Origin of the sequence: Flavobacterium pectinovorum, assembly GCF_006438875.1 — a bacterium.
Classification (GTDB): Bacteria; Bacteroidota; Bacteroidia; order Flavobacteriales; family Flavobacteriaceae; genus Flavobacterium; species Flavobacterium pectinovorum_A.
The window spans coordinates 410,599-433,053 of record NZ_RCZH01000003.1 but is presented as its reverse complement, the minus strand read 5'-3'; the positions used below and the strand labels follow the sequence as shown (position 1 = coordinate 433,053).

Sequence of the window (22,455 nt, the reverse complement as noted above, 5' to 3'; positions counted from 1 at the left end):
TCTACAGGTTTTCGATCTTACCCCTGTATACCGGCCGGTATTATTTTGAATTTTGTTTCATGTAAGTACGTATTGTACTTCCAAGGCGGTAACTTACAATAGAGTTTCCAATTAATGCATAAAGCCTGCTTCCCTCTACTATAAAAGTACTTAGCTGTCTTCCGTTCTCATTGTAGATATAGAAACTCATTAGATATAATTTGCTTTCAATGTCATATACATCAATAATACTTGCATCTTTCCACATTACTAAAGATTCATGTCTTCCAGGAAGGCTGGAATTTACAAAAAGCAAATTTTGATAAATGGCACTTGTTCGATTTACTGTTAATGCTGGTTCTGCCAATTTTTTTTCATTTTTTCTTTTTAGCCAACGCACTTTGAGTTTTGCTCTTGAGGTTGTATCAATAGTATTTCCTCTGTAGTCTAAATTCAGATTATCATCAGTTACAATAAACTCGTTTCTGTAATAATAGATATATACAAATTTTTTAAGTTTCCCACTGTAATGCATCGCTCCATCGGTATCAAATACGCCATCAATTTGTTTTTGCAGCAGTTCTGGATGATATTTTAATTTTACTGTTGTACTGTCTGAAAAATTTATTGTTCCAAGGATATTTTCATTTTTTTTATCAGACAGACTCCTAAAAACAATGTTCGTTGAATCGATAACTTCCGCAATGGAAAATTTTAGACCTTTTATCATTTTCGAATGAGCCTTCCAGTCTGCTGTTGTTCCCTTATATACGAATGGGATAGCACCGTTTATTAGGTAAAAGCTGCTGCTACTGATTCGAAGCTGCATACCATCAAAGTTTACTTTGTTATTTGGAAGAATAATATTATGTCTAATGCTTTTTTTAAGTATACTGTCTAATTGAAGAACCAGTAAAGGCGCTGTAGTATTGCCGAGATAAACACAATTATTATCTGTTCCGGCCAAATAATATGAGTTGTATTTTAAATCAAAACTTGTTTCTTTTTTTACAGCAACCGGTGGAAACATCCTCACAAAATTATTACGCTGAAATCGTTTGTTTTCACTAATCTTTAAAAGAAATTCCAGCGTACCAACTCCCGAAAAAGCAAGTATAGTCAAGGCAAAACCAATAAATAAAATTTGATTTCTGGTTTTGTTTTCTTTTACATACAATAATAAAATTGCCGTGACTGTTAAGAGAATAAAAAAACAATTAAAAATAAAATGCTCCTTCCATCCCATTTTCTCTAATATTCCGCCGCATGAACAGGGTACAAAAGGGCTATAATTTAAAATGAAATAAATATAAGCCGTGAATAAAACCATAAGTGTAAACGACAGTAAAAGACCTGCATTTCTAAATTTTGGAATACTCAATAAGATAGCAGCAATAATTTCAAACAACGGGACTGTCCATGAAATTTCTCCGGCAAATTGATTTAATAAAGGAGATTGTCCAAGTTGTACTTGGAAATTTTCAAAATCAAGCAACTTACTCAGTGCCGCATAGACAAATAAAAGTACAAGTAAAAAAGATATTACTTCAATAACAATACTTCTAAAACTGGTTTTTAATTTCATAATGGAAGTTTTTTCTATTGATGAGTATCAATTATATTCATATTATATATCAACAAATTTAGTGTAGCTTATCTTATGGAAGAGTATCAAAAACAAGCCAAAATATTTCCAAAACAGGCAATTTTTCAAATCCTAAGTAGGCAAAAAAAATGCTTTATAAAATAACATAGTATCCATAAAGCATTTTTATTTTCGAAACTTAAATTATGATTTACAAGCTTCGGTCAATGTAAATAACTTCTGGTTTAGTTCAACCAAACCAGCTTTCTGAAGACACTCCTGCGAGACATTTTTTAGATCTGTTAATCCTTCTTGGCTTACACTTCCCATAAGACTCGAAGCATCTTTTTCCAACAGCAGTCCCTGTTCTATAAAGTGACTTAATAACAATACATTTTTTCGCGAAATTTTCAAATCAATCTTCACGGGCTCACTCATGCCAGGGATACTCATAATAGTATCAAATACCTTAGCTACTTCATTTTTTGTAATCATAATTTCAGCATTTTTAAATTAATAAATCAAAGTTTAAAGTTAAGAATGCATCAGCAAAGCATCATAAGTATAATTTACCTGTGATGGGCTGTATTGACTCCTCTTACGTAAATTCGTATTGATATTTGAAAATAGTCTGAAAATTTATTAAGGCTCTTAAGGATTGCCACGTTCCTGCAATCTGCAAGATGTCCGGTTGTATCACAACCGATATCTTGCCGCCTTTTTACTCGGAACTCGTTGGCGGTGAAACCAGAAAGAAAATAGTTTGTAAAATGAAAAAGATAAATGATGGAAGAAGAAAACAAAAACAGAACCAGATGGCTGCATCTTAGACTGACTAGCGCCGAATATGAAATATTGCAGAAGCAGTTTGGCAAATCAACCTGCAGAAAACTGAGCGAGTATGCCAGAAAAAATCTGCTGCAGAAACCTGTGGTTTTGAAATATCGAAACGAATCACTCGATGAATTAATGAGTGAACTCATACTACTTAAAAAAGATTTAAATGGTATTGGAAACAACTTCAATCAGGCAGTTAAAAAGCTTCACACCCTTGTACAAACTTCAGAATTTAAACATTGGATTATGGTTTATGAAATAGAAAAAAAAGTACTCTTTAATTCCATAAACCAAATAAAAAAACATATTGAAAATCTCTCTGAAAAATGGTTGCAGTCATAAATACAGGGCGCTCCATTAGAGCTATTTTCAATTATAATGAGAACAAAGTTTCCGTTGGTGCTGCCCAGTGCATTGGAGAAGGAAATTATCCAATGGACGTGCAGGATATGAATGCAAGTGTTAAACTTAACATGTTTTTAAAACTACTTGAACTCAATGAAAATGTTACCCGAAACAGTGTGCATATATCGCTGAATTTTGATCCTTCAGAAAAAGAATTATCAAAGGAAAAACTCATGGAAATTGCCGGCACTTATATGGATAAAATTGGTTTTGGGGATCAGCCATATTTAGTTTATCAGCACCATGATGCCGGACATCCGCACATCCATATTGTTTCGATAAAAGTAAAGGCAGACGGCAGCAGAATAGACATGCAGAACATTGGAAAAAATCAGTCGGAAACAGCACGAAAAGAAATTGAAACACAATTTAATTTAGTACGTGCAGAAAGTAAAAAAAAGACAACCGCAATAGATTTAAAACCAGTGAATGTTCTTAAAATCAATTATGGCAACTCAGATTCAAAAAAAGCAATCGCGGGTATTTTAAATGCTGTAATACCGCATTATAAATTTACCACCCTTGGAGAATTAAATGCAGTATTGAACCTGTACAATGTTTCTGTTCTGCAGGGAAAAGAGGATTCTAAAATGTTTCTTCATAAGGGACTGTTATACCAGATTATTAATGCTGACAAAAAACCAATCGGAGTTCCTATAAAAGCAAGCAGCTTTCATTTCAGGCCTACTTTGAAGGCTCTTGAACAAAAATTTGAAGCCAATAAAAAAAACCGGATTCCTGACATGAAAAGAGTCCGAAACAGTATTGATATGGCATTTTTAAAAAACAGCAATATAAACCTTGACGAGCTGGAAAAAAAATTACTAAAAGAAGGTATCGCTGTAATTTACAGACAAAGCTCTCAACGTTTGATTTATGGAATTACATATGTAGACCATACTACTAAATGCGTTTTTAATGGCAGCGTTTTGGGGGTTCAGTATGCAGCAAAAGCAATGCTGGAAAGGTGCGGTAATGTAAGGGTAAAACCTGACGGAAATAATTATGAAAACAAAATACAGAAGGAACAAGGAACTAAAAATCCTGCTTTTATTTCTGAGCTTGAATTACAAAATATAATTGACAGCGTTTTACAGCCTGAATATGCATCTGAATATATTCCCGCCAGTTTAAAAGGTAGACGAAAAAAAAGAAAAAGAAAAGGACAGTCCGACGATTAATTAAACACTAAAGCCATGGCTATGCAGACAGGAGAAAATGATCAGGCACTTAGAAAAATTTTAGATATGACAAGGCTCATAAGCATAATGCTTTTGAGTATTCACTTCTATTATTTCGGTTATTCGGTTTTTAAATATTGGGAATTGGTCAGCCCATTTAGCGATAAGATTTTACACAACATTTACAATACAGGGATTTTCAGTAATTTTCATAAAACAAAGTTTTTTGCCTTGGGTTTACTGCTCATTTCATTACTCGGTGCAAAAGGAAAAAAAGATGAAAAGCTGCAATTCAAAACGGCATTATATTACATCCTGGCAGGACTGATTTTGTATTTTATCAGTTACCTGTTTCTGCTGACAGTTCTTAGTCCTGTTTTTAAAATTATAGGTTATATTATATCCACTTCGATAGGATATCTGATGATACTTTCCGGAGGTACGCTTCTCTCAAGAATTATCAGTAGAAAATTAAATCATAAAGATATTTTCAACAAAGAAAATGAAACTTTCCCACAGGAAGAAAGGCTTATAGAAAACGAATACTCCGTTAACCTTCCGGCTCGTTACCATTTAAAAGATAAAGTACGAAACAGCTGGATTAATATTATCAATCCTTTTCGATCGCTTCTAGTTCCAGGAACACCCGGTTCCGGAAAATCTTATTTTGTAATTCGCCATGTTATTACCCAGCATATTCAAAAGGGATTCAGCATGTTCGTTTACGATTTTAAATTCGCTGACCTGACGATCATTGCCTATAATACCTGGCTGAAATACCGGCATCTTTATGCAGTTGAACCCAAATTTTACATGATTAATTTCGATGATTTAAGCCGCACCCACAGGTGCAACCCTCTGTATCCTGAATCGATGACCGACATAACCGATGCAGCAGAATCAGCAAGAACTATTCTGCTTGGACTCAACCGGGAATGGATTAAAAAACAGGGTGACTTTTTTGTGGAATCCCCTATCAATTTTCTGACTGCTATAATATGGTATTTACGAAAATATAATGACGGGGAATTCTGCACCCTTCCGCACGTTATTGAACTCATGCAGCTGGATTACGACAGTCTCTTTACACTGCTGAGAACAGAAAAAGAGATTGAAGTGCTGATCAATCCATTTCTCAGCGCTTACCTTAAGGATGTCAGTGAGCAGCTTGAGGGTCAGATTGCCTCTGCCAAAATTTCCATGGCAAGGCTCTCTTCCCCGCAGCTTTACTATGTACTTTCAGGCAATGACTTTACTTTGGACATCAATAACCCGCTTGAGCCTAAGATTGTATCCATGGGAAACAACCCCCAGAAAATACAAACTTATGGCGCTGTTTTATCACTTTATGTAAGCCGCTTAATCAAGCAGGTCAATCAAAAAGGAAAACTGAAAAGCAGTCTGATATTTGATGAATTTCCAACAATTTATCTTAACAATATGGACAGCTTAATTGCTACGGCAAGAAGCAATAAAGTAGCGACCTGTTTGGGAATTCAGGACTTCAGCCAGCTTAGAAAAGACTATGGACGCGAACAGGCGGATGTGATCTTAAATATTACCGGAAACATCATAAGCGGTCAGGTCACCGGTGATACAGCCAAACAGCTTTCCGAACGATTTGGAAAAATTATGCAGGATCGCGAAAGCCTTTCAATCAATAGTGCAGACACTTCAATCAGCCGTTCCAAACAATTGGAATCTGCCGTACCCCCTTCCAAAATTTCCTCTTTAAGTTCCGGGGAATTTGTTGGGATTGTAGCCGACAATCCTGATTGTAAAATCGAGCTGAAAACTTTTCATTCCGAAATTATAAACAATCATGATGCGCTTAAAAAAGAACAGGATAATTATCAGGACATTCCCATAATCCGTAAAATTGACAGTATCATGGTACAGCGAAATTACATGCAGATTAAACAGGATGTTCAGGATATTATGCATGCCGAAATGGAGCGTTTAATTAATAATCCTGCGCTGTCTCATTTAATCATAAAAAAAGATTCCTAAATTCCTTAATTAAGAAAAAACACATTAAAAAATAAATACTTTACATTTTTTCTTTTAGGTTAATTTCTACAGTATTTCAGTTTTTACGGGTATTCATAGCGTCAGAAAATATTGATTAACATTTTTTGTTATAAATTAGAACATATTAATACCTATTAAATGTTACGATCTATGCTAATTTTGACTTGTATAAAAATGAGAAGATTATGGAAAGATCGGTTGTACATATTGATATGAATACGTTTTTCGTGTCCTGCGAAAGGCTCACAAATTCAGAATTAAACGGCATACCGCTTATTATTGGAGGCGGAGACAGAGGGGTTGTAGCATCTTGCTCTTACGAGGCACGCCGCTTCGGAGTCCGATCCGCAATGCCGATACAGATGGCGCTTCGTCTCTGTCCTCAAGCTAAGGTAATGAAAGGAGATATGGAATTATACTCTCAGCTTTCTCATAGCATCACGGAAATTATTCAGGAAAAAGCTCCCGTTGTGGAAAAAGCCAGTATAGATGAATTTTATTTGGACATTACCGGTATGGATAAATTCCATGGAAGCTATAAGTGGACAAATGAACTTGCCCAGACCATTACAAAGGAAACAGGTCTCCCGCTTACATTTGCCCTTTCAATTAATAAAACCGTTTCCAAAATCGGTACAGGGGAAGGCAAACAAAAGCAGAACCTGCAGATTCCCCCAGAAATGGTGCAGCAGTTTTTAAATCCGCTGTCTGTCCAAAAAATACCAATGGTTGGGGATAAAACTTTTCAGCTCTTGTCAAGGATAGGGATCAGAACTATTGAAACCCTTTCTAAAATGCCATGTGAGGTACTCCAGCAGATGATCGGAAAGAACGGAATTGAATTATGGAAAAAATCCAACGGCATTGATAATAATCCTGTTGAACCCTACACCGAGAGAAAATCCATATCCACAGAGCATACTTTCACTCAGGATACTATTGATATTGATAAACTAAAAAGAGTAATCCTGGGAATGGTGGAAAAACTGGCTTTTCAACTCCGGTCAGAACAGTGGCTGGCTTCAACGGTTACCATTAAAATACGCTATGCTAATTTTGACACTGAAACCAAACAATGCCGCGTTCAGTATACATCTGCCGATTATATTCTCACTAAAACCGTGACTGAACTCTTTGACAAATTATACCAGCGCCGAATGCGCCTTCGTCTTATCGGAGTTCGGTTCAGCGGACTGGTTCGCGGAACTTACCAGATCGATCTTTTTCAGGATACCGAAGAAATGCTGGCACTCTATGAGGCTATGGACAAAATGAAAAGCCGTTATGGCTTTGATGCGGTAATGCGATGCGCCGGAGCTTCATTCAAGCCTAATACTAAAAATGAAATTTTAAAACGTAAACCCTAGTTATGTACCTCAACTGCCATTCCTTTCATTCCCTGCGATATGGCACCATTCCCCTTGAGGAATTAATCCAGCATGCGATAAACTGCGGTGTTAATGCTATGGCACTTACAGATATTAATACTGTAACTGGAATTTACGATTTTATAAAAGGCTGTAATATTGCAGGTATCAAGCCTGTTATAGGAATGGAGTTCCGCAGTGAAAATCAGCTGCGTTACATCGGACTGGCTAAAAATGCAGATGGGCTGGCTGAAATGAACCGCTTTCTGACCCGCCATAATTTTGACAATACCACTCTGCCGCTCTCTGCTCCGGATTTTGACCATGTTTTTATCATCTATCCTTTGGAAAATGCGCCCTCCGCTTTAAAAGAAAATGAATATATCGGCATTCGTCCCGAACAGCTGCAAAAGCTCATTCTGTCCGAGTGGAAAAACAGGCAGGAAAAAATGGTTATCCTCCAGCCTGTAACCTTTAGAAACAAAAAGGAATACGAACTGCACAAGATTCTTCGGGCCATTGACCTGAATGTTATTTTATCTAAACTTACCCCTTTGGATTTCTGCAGAGATTCAGAAGTGATGGTCAATATACAAAGAATCTCATCCTGCTATGGGCAGTATCCCGAAATTATCGCAAACACGGAAAAAATTATCGAGCAGTGCAATTTTGAATTTGACTTTAAGACTCCCAAAAACAAGAAATTTTATACCAATAACCGAAAAGATGATATGAACCTGCTCACCACTCTGGCAAAGAAGGGTTTGGAGTGGCGCTATGGAAAAAATAATGCAGAAGCAAAATCCCGTATGTTCAAAGAACTCAAAGTAATTGATCAGCTGGAGTTCAGCGGTTACTTTTTAATTACTTGGGATATTATACGCTTCAGTAATTCACAAGGGTTCCTTCATATCGGACGTGGCAGTGGTGCCAACAGCATCATTGCCTATTGCTTGGGTATTACAGATATCTGCCCATTGGAACTTGACTTGTATTTTGAACGTTTTTTAAACCTCAACCGTAAAAGCCCGCCCGATTTTGACATTGACTGGAGCTGGAAAGAACGTGATACGATTTTAGAGTATATTTTTTCACGTTATGGATATGAGCACGTCGCTTTCTGCGGCACAAATGTTGAATTTAAATACCGCTCCATATTTCGTGAAGTAGGCAAAGTTTTTGGGCTTCCAAAAGAAGAACTCGATGCATTGGCTAAAAACCCCATGGAACTTCACGCCACAAATAAGGTCGTAAAACAGGTGCAGCAATATGGCATGCTTCTAGAGAAGTATCCCAACCAGAGAAGTATGCATTCCTGCGGTATACTCATCTCCGAGGAACCCATTACCAATTATACGCCTCTGGAAATGCCTCCTAAAGGTTTTCCAATTGTGCTTTTTGATATGCATATTGCAGAAGACATTGGGCTGGAAAAATTCGATATTCTCAGCCAGCGTGGTATCGGGCACATTGATGACAGCGTGAAACTGATTGAAAAAAACCGGGGCATCAGGCTTAACATCCGTGATACTGCTATTTCAAAAAATGAGACCAGGTGCAATGAGTTCTTAGCACTGGGTAAAACCATCGGCTGTTTCTACATCGAAAGCCCGGATATGCGGGGGCTGCTTCGCCGTTTAAATTGTGATAATTACAAAACCCTTGTTGCAGCCTCTTCCATCATACGGCCAGGCGTAGCACAGTCCGGCATGATGAAGGAATATATTTTCCGTCATAATCATCCGGATAAGTTTGAATACTTCCACCCTGTCTTTGAGCAGCAACTGGGAGAAACATACGGTATCATGGTCTATCAGGAAGACGTAATTAAAATTGCACTGCATTATGGAGGACTTCCTGCAGCTGATGGAGATATTCTGCGCCGTGCAATGTCAGGAAAGGGACGTTCGAAATCGGCACTGCAAAAAGTAAAAGATAATTTCTTTGCCTGCTGTGCTGAAAAAGGCCATCCGCTCGGGCTAAGTGAAGAAATATACCGCCAGATTGAATCTTTCGCGGGTTATTCTTTCTGCAAGGCCCATTCCGCATCTTATGCGGTAGAGAGTTATCAGAGTCTCTATTTGAAAGTTTATTATCCCGTAGAATTTATGGTAGCGGTCATAAACAATCAGGGTGGGTTTTACAGAACAGAAGTGTACGTTCATGAAGTAAAAATGTCAGGCGCTTGTGTGCATAATCCATGCGTAAATAAAAGCGAGTTCGAAACAACGTTATATGGAACAGATGTGTATCTGGGTTTCATGCACCTGCAGAGTCTGGAATCCAAAACAGCTTTTATGATACAGAACGAGCGTGAAAAAAATGGAAATTACAAATCGCTTGAAGATTTTATCAATCGCATTTCAATTGGTATTGAAGGCATTCAGATCCTGATCTTTATAGGGGCTTTCCGTTTTACCGGAAAGACAAAAAATCAGCTGCTGGTAATCGCTAGGCTGATTCTGATCAACTTCAAACCTGAAAACAGAAATCTTATGCTCATTCAGGAGCCTGTCAAAGAATATGAACTTCCGAAATTGGAACGCTCAGAATTTGAAGATGCATTTGATGAAATTGAATTATTAAGTTTTCCTATCTCATGCTCTCCTTTTGATTTACTTAAAACTAAATTCAGAGGTGATGTCCTAGCTAAAGATTTATTAAAACATCACAAAAAAATGGTACGTATGCTCGCTTACCTGATATCCCGAAAACATGTCCCGACTAAAATGGGAGCCATGTATTTTGGCACCTGGATAGATGCTGAAGGGGAGTTTTTTGATACAGCGCATTTTACGGACAGTCTGGCAAAATATCCATTTCAGGGAGGCGGATGTTATCTGCTGCTGGGAAACGTGGAAGTTGATTATCACTTTCCAACGATAACCATTATAAAAATGGAAAAAATGCCATTCATCCCTGACCCGCGTTACTCCAATGCAGGCGATAATCAGTATAAAGTACACCAGCAGATTCGTGAAGACGTTAGTATGACACATCGGGCACCATATCCGCAGGAACATGAAATTAATCTGCCTAGAAACAAAATGATTTTATAAATGATAAAGTCTTTTGAAAATCATAAAAAGAAAACTTTATCTACAGTATAATGACATAAAAAAGTCCCATTACAGATGTAATGGGACTTATAAAGTAAGAAGCATATATAAATGAATATTTAAACTTTTTATGTTAAGTATTCCTTATGTATTCGGGTTATATAGCTAAATAACGAAGAAATAATTACGATAGTATATCTCTTTTTTATTTATTTTTCTGGGTTTTCCATCCTACTGATGATCTTGCTGACTTCCTCTTCTGTATCTTTAAGCTTTGTCTGGCAGAACTCAATAAGCTCTGATGCTCTTTTCACTTTTGAAGCCAGGGTATCAACCGAGATTGTTTCGTTTTCTATCTCTTTCGAAATAGACGTCAGCTCTGCTAATGCTGCCTCATAGGTCAGTTTCTCTTCCATCGTATTGTATTTTTTCTTTAACGGTGCTTTTTAGTTTAGCGTCTTTCAGGATCACTTCAATCTCCTGCCCAGCCTGAATGTTTTCCGCACTACTGATTATTTTTTCATTAATCTTCACAATCGCATAACCTTTGCGAAGGATATTCTGAGGGGACATCATCTGAATACTTTTCATGTGGTGCTCCAAAGTGATCTTTTCTCTGCGAAGATAATCATTAGCTGAGCTCTTTATGGCACTTTTGATATGTACTAAAGCATTTTTTTTCTGCTGTAAAAGCATTTTTGGACTCTGCACTACCTGATGGGCAGTTAAGATAAGTTGCTTTTGATGTCCGTACAAAACCGATCTTGAACTGCTTATTATACGCTGGTTGGTTTTTGCCAGTTCCTCGCGATGTATCTGTAACAGTTCCCTTGCATTATGGGAAATAGCGTTTTTAAGTTGGTTGAGTTCTTTGTAATGAACATGAAAAAGCTGCTGTGATTTTATTAAAATATTTTGCTGTAACGATAGAATATTCAGCTCAAAACTTCGGTTATGGGCAATAATAAACTCTGCCGCCTTGGTTGGTGTTTTGGTGTGGGTATGGGCCATGAGATCGGTTATACTGATATTTTTCTGATGCCCTATACCTGTTATGACCGGAATGGGAAACTTGGCCACTGCTCTCCCGATATTATAGTTGTCAAAAATAAGAAAATCAGACTGTGAGCCGCCGCCCCTGTTAATGACAACAGCATCGTATGGGATTCGGGTATTATATATTTCAATAAGTTTATTTAAGAATAGTTTTGCGTTGTTATCTCCCTGCACAACGGTATAATAATCATCTATCTGGAAAACATACCCAAAATCATTATGCTGCATCGTGTGGCGAAAATCTTCATTCCCTGCAGAACTGCTCGAAGAAATTAATGCCACTCTCTGAATTACTGCCGGAAGTTTAAGCCGGCTGTTAAACGTCGAGTAACCATCCCCCACTTTCTGGATATAATCATTTTCCTTTACCAGACGCTCAAGAGTGGCATTTCGCTGCTGCTCTAAGATACCCAGCATAAAATTGCTGTCGATATCCAGAACGCTCACAGACAAACCGTATAAGGGGTGATAATCCACACTCACCTGCACCAGTACATGCAGATTGTTGGTAAAGGTCTGTCCTGTATTTTTTTCAAATTCCTCAATACGAACGGCTCCTCCTCCCCATGATTTACCCATCATCTTGGCTGTTATGGCATTGCCGTTCTGTGCTTTTTCCACCAGTTCAAAATAATGGATCTTTTTATCTGCCTTATAGGAATGATTGGTGATATCGGCCAGTACCCAGAAACGCTGTCCGGCAAAACGAGCACTGATCGTATCATGAATCATGTCATTAAGCGCTGAGAGTCTGATATAGGGATGCGGTTCCATTGATTGCGATTTCTTGTGTTTAGCTAAGGTACTACTATTAGCCGAAAATCTCAAAAAGGCTCAAAAAGTATAATCTGATTTTCATTCAAAACGGGTTAAAAGGGCAGCTAAAGTAGTGCCCGCCGTCACCTGCATGCGCATAACGGCTCTCGCCGCCCTTCGGGACTTATAGCACTCCGGCTTCCTTATCCGGCCACTTTACTTGTGCTTTCTTTTTTCCCGTTTTTTCTTTTGAAAAAATTCATTTGGCGCAAACGGTGGAAGAGAACTTAAAACAAGTATTCACTAAAAATCAAATGTCATGGAAATTACAGGACGAATTGTAAAAGATGCCTCAGTTTTTAAACTAAAAGAAAACCGTGAGGTTGTAAACTTTACCATAGCTGTCAACGACAGCTATAAACCCAAAGACAGCACAGAGCTGAAAAAAATTGTCACCTACATCAACTGCTCCTATTGGGTTTCTTCCAAATCAGCACAGTGGCTCAAAAAAGGCGCACTAGTGGAACTCTTTGGTCGCATTGGCATGAATGTGTATATCGGAAATGATGGGCAGGCGCACGGCTCTCTGACCTTTCACACAAGCCATATTAAAATCCTTGCATTTGCGAAAAGTGAACAGGATACCCCACAGGTAAATACAGGAACTAAAACTAATTCTGAAAAAGAACCCGACGATTTGCCTTTTTAATACTCCCATAAATAATGTACAAGCCTAAAAAATGAGTTATGAAAGCCTTAGAAAAATCAATATACGCCGAGTTTGAAGTTTGCCAAGCATTCAATAAAATAATCCTTTCCAATCTAGGATCGTATGACGGGACTAAAAAAGAACAGCTCAAATCCTTTTTAGAGGATTTGCAGAATGGCGGATGCATGAGCGGTATGATATCCGAATTTATATACCATGCGGACTGCAAAAAATTCTACATCGAACACCTTGATGATTTGGAAAACATCAGGGAAGACCTCGAAGATTCTCTTGGCGAACCTGTTAAAAACCGCCACCGCATGCCTCACTACACTTTTATGTGCTGGCTCTGCTTTGAAGAATACTGTTTTGAAATCTATAGAAGCCATTTTGAATAACATTTTTCAATCTTAAAATCTTCCCTTATGAAAGCTACAGAACAATTTAAATCCGTCATGGAAAAATACCTCAGTGATACTGCGCAGAACGATAGCGTCTTTGCGCAGAACTTCACAAAAGCATCCAAAAACCTTGAGAACTGTATCAATTACATTTTTGGCGAGGTCAAAAAAACAGGTTTCTGCGCCTTTGACGATCAGGAAATCTTTGACATGGCGGTCAAATATTACACCGATGACAGTATCGGTATACCTGCTCCCATTAATTGTAAAGCTGTGGTAAGTCAGCTTATAAAGGCTGATTTATTCACATCCGCTCCTGTCGTTTCTGAAACTCCTGTACAGAAAACTGAAACGGTAAAGTCTCCTAAAACTATTGCACAGCAAACCTTAACACTTTTTGACCTATGACACCGAAAACCATCAGCGAGAAAGAGATATCCCATTTAAGTACTACCCTGAAACCCATTTCAGCGCAGATGAACTCTTGGGCGGAAAAAAGTATTTTCCTTAAATGGGGAGTTTTATCTCGTGGAAAATTTCACTGTTTGGAATGCACGCATTCATGGAAACCTGAATCGCAAAGTAAGCCCTGCGAAAAATATATAAAATGTACAGCTTGTCAGGGTAGGCTAAAAATGCAGGGATGCAATCAGGTGCATTTCAGGGAAATTGAATACTGTGCAGTACTAGATGTCTGTGCAGGGTATCAGGTTGTGCGTATCATCTGCTCTCATAAGCACATGAAAAAGAATACTGCTCCAACCTACTTTCACAAAGAAGTGATGCAACATTGGATAAACCCAAAAGGTGAAGTGCGCACGATGTCGCTTAGCACAAACGTTTTTTCAAATGTCTATGATGCATGGCAGTACTACTCCCCTCTTGAAATACGACCTAAGGATTTTCAAAACTCCCCGAAATACAGAATCAATCCTTACAAGGTTTTTCCACAGCTAAAAGTACTGCCTGTTTTGAAAAGAAACGGGTTTAAAACAGGATTTTACAATATTACTCCGCAGATTCTCTTTACCTCCCTTTTAAAAGATTCTATTACGGAAACTCTTTTGAAATCTTCACAGACCTCCCTGCTTTCTTATTATCTTATATCTCATGAACAGCACATAAGGGAAAATTGGCAGGCGGTTAAAACCTGCCTGAAATACAGATATAAAATCGAAGATTTTAGGATATGGGAAGATTATATAGCCCTGCTTCGATGGTTTAAAAAAGATCTCAGCTCTGTTTCTCTTATCTGCCCTGAAAATCTTCATGAAGTTCACGATAAACTTGTGGCTAAAAAAAGGGAATTGCAGAGAAAAAAATATCTTTTAAAAATGCGTGCTGAAATACAGCAGGCACAGGTCTTATATACACTAGAAAAAAAGCAGTTTTTTGGGCTTCGCTTCTCTGAGGGAGATATAACTATTTCCGTACTGGAAAATGTGAGTGAATTTATTGAAGAGGGAGATACCTTAAAACACTGTGTATTTACTAATGAGTATTACAAAAAGAAAGATTCCCTTCTGTTGTCTGCAAGAATAGATAACAAACCTGTTGAAACAATAGAAGTTTCCCTGTCCAATATGGAAGTAGTCCAATGTCGTGGAATAAAAAATAATAAATCAAAACATCATAAAGTTATCTTGAATTTGATGAATAGAAATCTTTATCAAATCTATTCAAGATTAAAGAAAGAAAAAAGATGCTAAAAGCGGAAAAACCGAAGAACTCTCGGTTTTTCCGCTTAACAATATAAAGTTTGTAAAAACTTAGATTGATTGCTAATTAACAAATCCTTTTAAATTGCTATTTGATTTATAATGATTGTATTTATAACAAAATAATAAAGTGTTTTTCTTTCAAAAACACTTTATTATTAAATCTGCTCATCATTATAATCAAATTCATATTCAATTAGATGTGATGTGGGCAATAATCCGTGCGGATTATATCTATTTATTTGACGTCCTGACTCGGAAATTAAATGAAGATGTTTTCTAGCTCTTGATGCTAAAACATATAGCATCTTTTTAGAATTTACAATACCATTAACATCTTGAAAGTGCGGTACCCAATTTTGTAATAATCCAAAACCAATTATAGTATCGTACTCAGTCCCCTTCACACCATGAATAGTTGAAACTTTAATGCCTTCTCTTTGCTTAAAAACTTTTCTGAAATTAGAAATGGTGTTAACCGAATCGTTACCAGCATCAAGTAACATTTTCATACGCTTTTCAGAACTCTCAAAAAATGAATCGTAATGTTCCTGAAGTGATGGATAGTAGGATATCTTCACATTTAATTCCTTCATAATGCTGGCGAACGCCTTTACCAAATAGGAAATTCCTTCCTCCTCATTAATATTCAAAGAGTTACATATCTTTAGTAGTTGTTTATTAGTTATTTCTTCTGAACCAAATCCAGCCGAATTTAACTCATTTAAAATCTCCCTTGCCCATCTAAGTCTTCTTATATACATATTAGGTGAAGGTTCTGTCAAGACAATTCTAGATAATTTAAACCAAAAATTATCAATGTCACGAGCAAAAGGAGCCATACCGGGGCCGTCAAAACTGTAATCTGGTAATCTGACCATTAATTTTCTCGTCAAACTAGCTAAATGTACCCATTGAGGTGCAGCAATGCAGATTTCATTAGGAGAAATCCCGTTTTCATTTATATTATAAAGAATTAACCTTGCTATCTCATCTTCGATCAATGAATAATTAACTGTATAATTAAAAGTTACCACACTTTGAAAATCAGAAAACTTACCTTTAGCAGCGATTACATTTGGAAATGTTTTAAAATAATCAAAATATTTAATAATTAAAGCCGATGACCTATAATTATTTTCTAAATGTCGCTCAACAAAATGCAAATTTGTTAATGCTTCAATTTTTGTTTTATTCATCGGATAGCCCCCAAGAGTCTCGAATATTGATTGATTCGGATCACCAACAATAAAAAGTTTTGTTTTTGTTTTCCCAGCCTTAGCAATCGAAAAAATGATATGATACTGAATATCTTTTGTATCTTGGTATTCGTCAATCATAATAAATGGAAATATATTGGCCAAAACTTCACATATTACTGGTCTTGATTTTAAGATCTGATAAGAATAGAAAAGAATTTGCTCATAATCTAATTGATGATTTTGACGTAAAATTTTAAGATATTGTCTTAAAACATTACCAATTGCAACATGTTTGCGAGTATCTAAATTTGCAATCTTATATTCATCAATAGTTGCTATAAATTGACAATCATAATACGTTATGGATGGATTTGTTTCATTTTTACATAGTTCCTCAATTATTTTTTGTGAATCATGTGCATTTAAAATTTTAAATCCATTTTTTAATTCTTTAACATATAATGAATAGGGACGTAAGATCCACTCATTACAAAAGGAATGTATTGTGCCAATCCATAATTGAGAAATGTCAACTCCTAATAATTCTATCCTATCCTTTATTTCATCAGCTGCGGCATTAGTATAGGTTATTGCAATGACATATTGTTTTCTTGAATTCAAACGTGCTAGTTCATAAGCTATTTTATAAGTTAAGGTTCTAGTCTTACCACTTCCAGGACATGCTATAATTAAAGTAGACTGCTCCTCAAAAATTGCAGCCTCCTGTTCAGAATTTAACTCTCCTTTTTCCCAAATAAACATATCAAATTGAATTTAAAAAATCTATAATTTGATCATTAGGTATAACCTTTTTCAACATTTTTTCTAATGCAGGAATATCAATTTCTTCAACAAAATAACTTATTAGCCCTTTCTTTACTTCTGAAAAATCAATTGTCAAATCATCTTCGAAACCTTCATAAAAATTAATTCTAAAACTAATGACATTAACAATTAATATTCGTGAAAATGATGGTTTTGCAAATAAAACAGCTTTTAAAATATAATCGGGAATAATTGTTCCGGCTGTTATATATTCACCAAGCATGATGGCAAACCAACCTTTTCCAACATTATTAGCCATTATTAAAACTCTCCTTCCAAATAAGCTGATATCATCCGAAGACAACTCTTTAATTGCTTGCTTTTGTTTTGTTCCTGATTTATATATTGAATCAACAAGATTTGCTACCTCACTTGAATTCCCAGCTTGTACGAATTCAACTTCAAATGTTGTACGAGCATAGAACACAGATAAATAATCATTACCAACAGCTAATTCATCTAAAGAAATTTTTCTTATTGAACCTGATTTTTCTGAATTTATACTTTTAATTTTTAGTAACTTAATCTTATCGCTATCAGTATCTTCTAGAGTGGTATCAAAAAAGGAACTGTCTAAATCTGTAACTATACTGCAATTCCTTCTAATACGCAATTCATGAAAAAGTTGAGCAACATTTGCAAATCCTGTACTCCCAATATTTATTAAACTTATTCCTAATTCATCGAGACTAACACCTAAAACCTTTTTTATCATCAAAGGAATTAATATCTCCTCCGCATCTCCTTCAACTAGAACTATACCTTTCGCAAATAATAAATTGCTTCGAACGGCATCAAGGTACCTTTGTATCTGCTTTATTCCATCCTTTGCTAGTCCATTTGCTGGCTGATAAACTTCAGCAAAGTTTCGTTTTTTAGCTAAAATATTAATATTGGAAACATCACTAACTTCCGAAATATATGTAGAATGGGTAGAATAGATAATTTGCGTATCACTATAATCAAGTTTATCAAATAAAGTTTTTTGTATATGTGTATGAATATGTGCCTCAGGCTCCTCAATTATTAAAAAATTAGCAAAAGTACCTTTGTCCTTCCGATATTTATATTCTAATAACTTTAATGTTAAAAATATCAAATTTGCACCACCTAGACTTAGTTCATGAATTGCTCCTTCATGATCTTCATCAGGTTCACTAATAAACAATTTTAAAGATTGAAGTAATTTTCCTGCATCTTCAGAAAGATTTGATCTAATAGACAAACTAGAAGGAGAGTAAGTTTCTCCCACTGCGGCTTTAATAGTTGACTTTATATCTGCTCTTATTGTCTGAACATCCTTTAAACTCTCAATTCCATTATTTAATTTCTTAACCATTTTAGCTATTGGATCAAATTCTGCTTTTTCAATTTCACCGCTTTTATTTTTTAAAAGTGTCAGCAAAGGATTTGTCCGATTGTTATTAAAATCCGCAACAACGTCCCTAAGAGCTTGAATAAACGTAAAAGAAATTTCTTTTGCAACTGATAATTGGTTAGGTACCCAAACGCCATGTAATGATGCATCAAACGTAGCTGGAAATATTACTTTATCAAAATCTCCAACTAAATTTTTATACACTTCAGGATCACTAAAATCGACACTACTCTTACCATAAAATACAGTTTCATAATTTTCGTCAATATCAATTTCATCTAAAATTGCGTTTAATCCATCAATATCACCTTCTTCTAATTCGGAAAGTCTATAGCGTATATCAACTTTTGGTCTAAAAAATAAATTATATGTTGCAGTAGTAATATGTAAAGGATCTTCAACAACTCCAACATGATGACTAAATAAAGCTTGCAGAGCTTCCTCATTAGAAATATCCTCAAATTTTATAGCAATTATTATCCAATGCCCACGCCAGTCTTCAAGACTCCTATTGAAATCCCCTTCATCTAATTTGTAAGCAGAAGAATACAAACTATTATCAAGTAGTAATCTTATTGCTCTAAAAAGGTTTGTTTTCCCTGACCCATTTTCTCCTATAATAGTATTTATACCTTTTTTAAAATTAAATTTTGATTGAGAAAAGTTTCTATAATTTACAAGTGTAACATCAGAAATGTGCATATGAATAAAAATTTTAACGTGGCTAATTTAATTATTTAGAAATGGATTAAGATTAAATTTACAAAAATCTACAATTTTAAATATATTTATAGCAGAAATCAAAGTCATTTTGACCAACAATAAAAATAACAGATTGATAAAAATCATAAAATCAATTATTTCATTACTTAAATTAATCAAAAAAGACCGTAAATAACTTATTTATAACCAAAATCATGAACCAATATACATTAAAAGATTTACTTATTGCCTATAGAAAAGTTAAAGCAGATATGTACTATGATAAAAATAATATATCATTACTCAAGCTGGCTGATTATGAGCAAAACTTACTAGAAAATCTAGATCTAATTTTACAAAATTTAAATAAAAACAATTTACATTATTTTACAAGTAGGGAATTTGTTGGTGGGATAAACATTAGCTTAAAGTCACTAAATTTAGAAGGAACAACTAACGAAGGTCTGATTTTTTCAGATGAATTTGACAAAAATAAAATTCACAAAATTAAAAATATAAACTTTAGATATGTTGGTGATCTGCCTATTGAGTTTCAAATTTTAGGTTCATTATGGATTGATAAAATTGGTATACATCTTGAAAAAAAGCTTTCAAAAAACAGTTATGGCTGTCGTCTAGATAGACAAGTAAATGAAAAACAAGAAGAAGATTATGAGAATTTAAATGGACACTTTAGACCCTATTTTTTTGATTACAAAGCGTGGCAGGATGAAAGTTTAAAAACTATCACGACTGCACTGAAGGACAATAAAAAGATAGCTGTCCTTAGTACGGATATAAAAGGATTTTATCATTCTATAGATCCCGCATTCCTAATTAATTATTTTAATTCAAATGCAAACGATTTTATAGAATTTTCAAATTTAAATTATATTTTTTCCGAATCACTCATAACCTGGAGCAAAATAAATTATGCACAGGTAAAAAAGTTAAGTTTCAAATTGCAGGACCACTTAGGAATACCAATCGGGCTAAGTGCCTCTAAAGTAATTGCTAACTTATATTTGGAGGAGCTAGATGTAGAAATTGAAAAATGCTTAAATCCCGTCTTTTATGGCAGATATGTCGATGACATCATTCTGGCTATTGAGGATAAGGTAGATTTAGAGAATAGGAATCAACTTTGGGATTTTATCGAAAAAAGATTACATTGTTGTTCTTTTCGTATAGAAAATAATACGCGATCTCTAATCTTTGAAAAAAGTCACTTTGTGGATTTAAGTTTTAATAGGGAAAAAGAAAAAATATTTTTATTAAATGGAAAATCAGGTATTGCACTAATTGAAACTATTCAAAACTCAATGATTGAGAACAGCAGTGAATGGCGACTTCTTCCTGATGCCGAACATGATATAGACAATCTTAATAAGCAGTTTACATCCAGTACGACTGATAATAATGAAGCTGGCACTACTTTAAGAAAAGCTGATGGTGTAAGTATCCAAAGGCTAAAATTTTCATTAAGACTAAGAAATTTTGAAAAATTAATTCTCAATACTCCAAAAAATGAGTGGGAAAACCCTCTTAAGGAATTTGTGGAAATCTGCTCTGATTTCATTATTAATCCGAGTAATATAAGTACATTTTCACAGTATATTCCAAGAATTTTCGGACTTATAACTTCTTCCGGAAATTTGTTTTTCTTAGAAAAAATTCTAAAAAGCTATAAGGAGACTTTTCGAAAAATTGAAAATGGAAGAATTAATAAAAGTCAAGATGAGCGATTAAAAATGTCAAAGGAATATCTAGACTTAAAAATAGTAGAGACTATACTTACGAATCAAAACTATAATGATAAAAAAAACACAAATCAGATTGAAAACCTGCTGAAAGAAAATTTAATTACTATTAATTTATCAAGCAAAGAATTTAGAGCTTTTCCAGTTAGATTGTTTTTATGTGATTTACATAAGATACCATTTAAAAATGTTTTCTTAAGCGCTGACCTGCCAACATCTAAAGAATCTGCATCAAAACATTTGCCCTATTTTAATTTAAATCTTATTTCATTAAACTTAAAAACATTTAATTTAAATTTATTACATCGATTTGTAAAAGTAAACCGAGATTTAAAAAGACTTTTGGATTTAAATCTTACTCCTAACGCTCTTTATTTTTGTACTAGGAAATTTAGTGCGTTAGAACTTAGTTTAATAATAACTTCCTGGTCACACAGCATTAAAAATCAGAAAAAATTTATCGAATACCTTCATTTATTTTCAATTCGAAATATTGAAATAGAGATTAAAGAAAATTATGGAAATAAGGATGGGCTTGGAAATAATCTAAATTTCATAAAATTAAAATCTAATAAAGAAGTTCAAAATCCACACATAATTTTGACCAATTTTTATACCGATGCAAAAAGTTGGGTTGCACATGTACGCAATGATAATTTTGAGCCAGATAAATCAAGATATACAAGATTGAATAGACTTATTAATAATATCCTAGAAGAAATTAGAAAAAATAAAATCTCTTTACAGTATATCATATTGCCAGAGTTATCAATGCCCAGACACAGTTTGATTGAAATTGCTAAAAAACTAAGATCGAAAGGTATTTCGTTAATTGTTGGAGTAGAGTATCAAAAAAAGCTTCATAATTCAAAAAACAATAATGGACTAGTATATAACCAACTATTATATGTATTAAATGCATTTAATGGATCATCTTACGATCAAGTAGCGATTACACAAGAAAAAACTGTACCTGCGATTCATGAAGAATCGGAATTATACAATACCGGTGGGCTGTCATTGAGTTATAAAAGTGAAATGAAATATGTTTTTGACCATAACAATTTCTTTTTTAGTGGACTAATATGTAATGACTTATTAAATATCGATTATCGTCAAGCCCTCCGTGGGAAAATTGATATGCTTATTGTAGTGGAATGGAATAAAGATATCGATATGTATAATAATATAGTTGCTGCAACAAGTAACGATCTCCATTGTTTTGTAGCCCAAGTAAATAATAGAAGCTACGGAGACACAAGGCTAAGAGGTCCGTTTAAAGAAAGTTATGAACGTGATGTTGCAAGAATAAAAGGAGGAGATTTAGACTTCTTTGTTGTAACTACCGTAAAGGCAATCCAGCTGCGAGATTTTCAAAGAAATTATAAATCTCCAGAAAAACCTTTTAAACCAGTCCCGACTGGTTTTGAAATAAGTGAATTTAGGAGATTGAAAGATTTGAAAAATTAAATTTTCAAAGTAACTTATAAAAGCAATATATTAA

Annotated in this window: 16 protein-coding genes; 10 read left to right on the top strand and 6 right to left on the bottom strand. The window is 34.9% G+C overall.

Annotated features, from left to right (window positions below; all coding sequences use genetic code 11):
* Positions 1–40: 40 nt before the first annotated feature.
* Together EAH81_RS06260 and EAH81_RS06255 are read right to left on the bottom strand one after the other, a co-directional pair.
* The gene (locus EAH81_RS06260) at positions 41–1,564 is read right to left on the bottom strand and encodes a MauE/DoxX family redox-associated membrane protein (RefSeq protein ID WP_140504924.1); all 1,524 of its coding nucleotides are present in this window, start codon (positions 1,562–1,564) and stop codon (positions 41–43) included.
* A gap of 204 nt (positions 1,565–1,768) precedes the next feature.
* Positions 1,769–2,059 carry a hypothetical protein gene (locus tag EAH81_RS06255; RefSeq protein WP_140504921.1) on the bottom strand — a complete coding sequence of 97 codons (291 nt, stop codon included), beginning with the start codon at positions 2,057–2,059 and terminating at the stop codon, positions 1,769–1,771.
* 288 nt (positions 2,060–2,347) lie between these two features.
* On the opposite strand from EAH81_RS06255, the gene EAH81_RS06250 reads away from it, so the two are divergent.
* From EAH81_RS06250 to EAH81_RS06230, 5 genes are all read left to right on the top strand, one after another.
* Positions 2,348–2,743 carry a plasmid mobilization protein gene (locus tag EAH81_RS06250; RefSeq protein WP_317130489.1) on the top strand — a complete coding sequence of 132 codons (396 nt, stop codon included), beginning with the start codon at positions 2,348–2,350 and terminating at the stop codon, positions 2,741–2,743.
* Positions 2,728–3,987, top strand: coding sequence for a relaxase/mobilization nuclease domain-containing protein (locus tag EAH81_RS06245; RefSeq protein WP_140504918.1), 1,260 nt, complete (start codon positions 2,728–2,730; stop codon positions 3,985–3,987). Before EAH81_RS06250 ends, EAH81_RS06245 begins: the two co-directional genes overlap by 16 nt.
* Before the next feature lie 21 nt (positions 3,988–4,008).
* On the top strand, positions 4,009–5,997 hold the full coding sequence (mobC, locus tag EAH81_RS06240; protein WP_140504916.1) for a conjugal transfer protein MobC: 1,989 nt from the start codon (positions 4,009–4,011) through the stop codon (positions 5,995–5,997).
* Positions 5,998–6,203: 206 nt separating this feature from the next.
* On the top strand, positions 6,204–7,385 hold the full coding sequence (dinB, locus tag EAH81_RS06235) for a DNA polymerase IV (RefSeq protein ID WP_140504913.1): 1,182 nt from the start codon (positions 6,204–6,206) through the stop codon (positions 7,383–7,385).
* Between the two features lie 2 nt (positions 7,386–7,387).
* Entirely contained in the window at positions 7,388–10,444 is a 3,057-nt protein-coding gene (locus EAH81_RS06230) for a DNA polymerase III subunit alpha (protein WP_140504911.1), read from the top strand.
* 209 nt (positions 10,445–10,653) lie between these two features.
* Here the strand turns inward: EAH81_RS06230 and xseB are convergent, their stop codons facing one another.
* Positions 10,654–10,860 (bottom strand): exodeoxyribonuclease VII small subunit, encoded by a 207-nt coding sequence (gene xseB, locus EAH81_RS06225; RefSeq protein ID WP_140504909.1) that lies wholly within the window; start codon positions 10,858–10,860, stop codon positions 10,654–10,656.
* Positions 10,838–12,274 carry an exodeoxyribonuclease VII large subunit gene (gene xseA / locus EAH81_RS06220; RefSeq protein WP_140504906.1) on the bottom strand — a complete coding sequence of 479 codons (1,437 nt, stop codon included), beginning with the start codon at positions 12,272–12,274 and terminating at the stop codon, positions 10,838–10,840. Before xseA ends, xseB begins: the two co-directional genes overlap by 23 nt.
* 301 nt (positions 12,275–12,575) lie before the next feature.
* Here xseA and EAH81_RS06215 point away from each other — a divergent pair, with 301 nt between their 5' ends.
* From EAH81_RS06215 to EAH81_RS06200, 4 genes are read left to right on the top strand one after another with little or no spacing between them, the layout of a single operon-like run.
* Entirely contained in the window at positions 12,576–12,965 is a 390-nt protein-coding gene (locus EAH81_RS06215) for a single-stranded DNA-binding protein (protein WP_140504904.1), read from the top strand.
* Between the two features lie 38 nt (positions 12,966–13,003).
* Complete coding sequence (locus tag EAH81_RS06210; RefSeq protein WP_140504902.1) at positions 13,004–13,363, top strand: hypothetical protein; 360 nt, start codon at positions 13,004–13,006, stop codon at positions 13,361–13,363.
* A gap of 27 nt (positions 13,364–13,390) precedes the next feature.
* Positions 13,391–13,774, top strand: a complete 384-nt coding sequence (locus tag EAH81_RS06205; protein WP_140504900.1) for a PcfK-like family protein — start codon at positions 13,391–13,393, stop codon at positions 13,772–13,774.
* Positions 13,771–15,075 (top strand): PcfJ domain-containing protein, encoded by a 1,305-nt coding sequence (locus EAH81_RS06200; RefSeq protein WP_140504898.1) that lies wholly within the window; start codon positions 13,771–13,773, stop codon positions 15,073–15,075. Before EAH81_RS06205 ends, EAH81_RS06200 begins: the two co-directional genes overlap by 4 nt.
* A gap of 167 nt (positions 15,076–15,242) precedes the next feature.
* On the opposite strand, the gene EAH81_RS06195 is transcribed toward EAH81_RS06200, so the two are convergent.
* Both EAH81_RS06195 and EAH81_RS06190 read right to left on the bottom strand, forming a co-directional pair.
* Positions 15,243–17,048: a UvrD-helicase domain-containing protein gene (locus tag EAH81_RS06195; protein WP_140504896.1), complete on the bottom strand. Its 1,806-nt coding sequence runs from the start codon at positions 17,046–17,048 to the stop codon at positions 15,243–15,245.
* Between the two features lies 1 nt (position 17,049).
* The gene (locus EAH81_RS06190) at positions 17,050–19,191 is read right to left on the bottom strand and encodes an ATP-dependent nuclease (protein ID WP_140504894.1); all 2,142 of its coding nucleotides are present in this window, start codon (positions 19,189–19,191) and stop codon (positions 17,050–17,052) included.
* Between the two features lie 215 nt (positions 19,192–19,406).
* Here EAH81_RS06190 and EAH81_RS06185 point away from each other — a divergent pair, with 215 nt between their 5' ends.
* Positions 19,407–22,421 carry an RNA-directed DNA polymerase gene (locus tag EAH81_RS06185; RefSeq protein ID WP_140504891.1) on the top strand — a complete coding sequence of 1,005 codons (3,015 nt, stop codon included), beginning with the start codon at positions 19,407–19,409 and terminating at the stop codon, positions 22,419–22,421.
* Positions 22,422–22,455 lie beyond the last annotated feature (34 nt).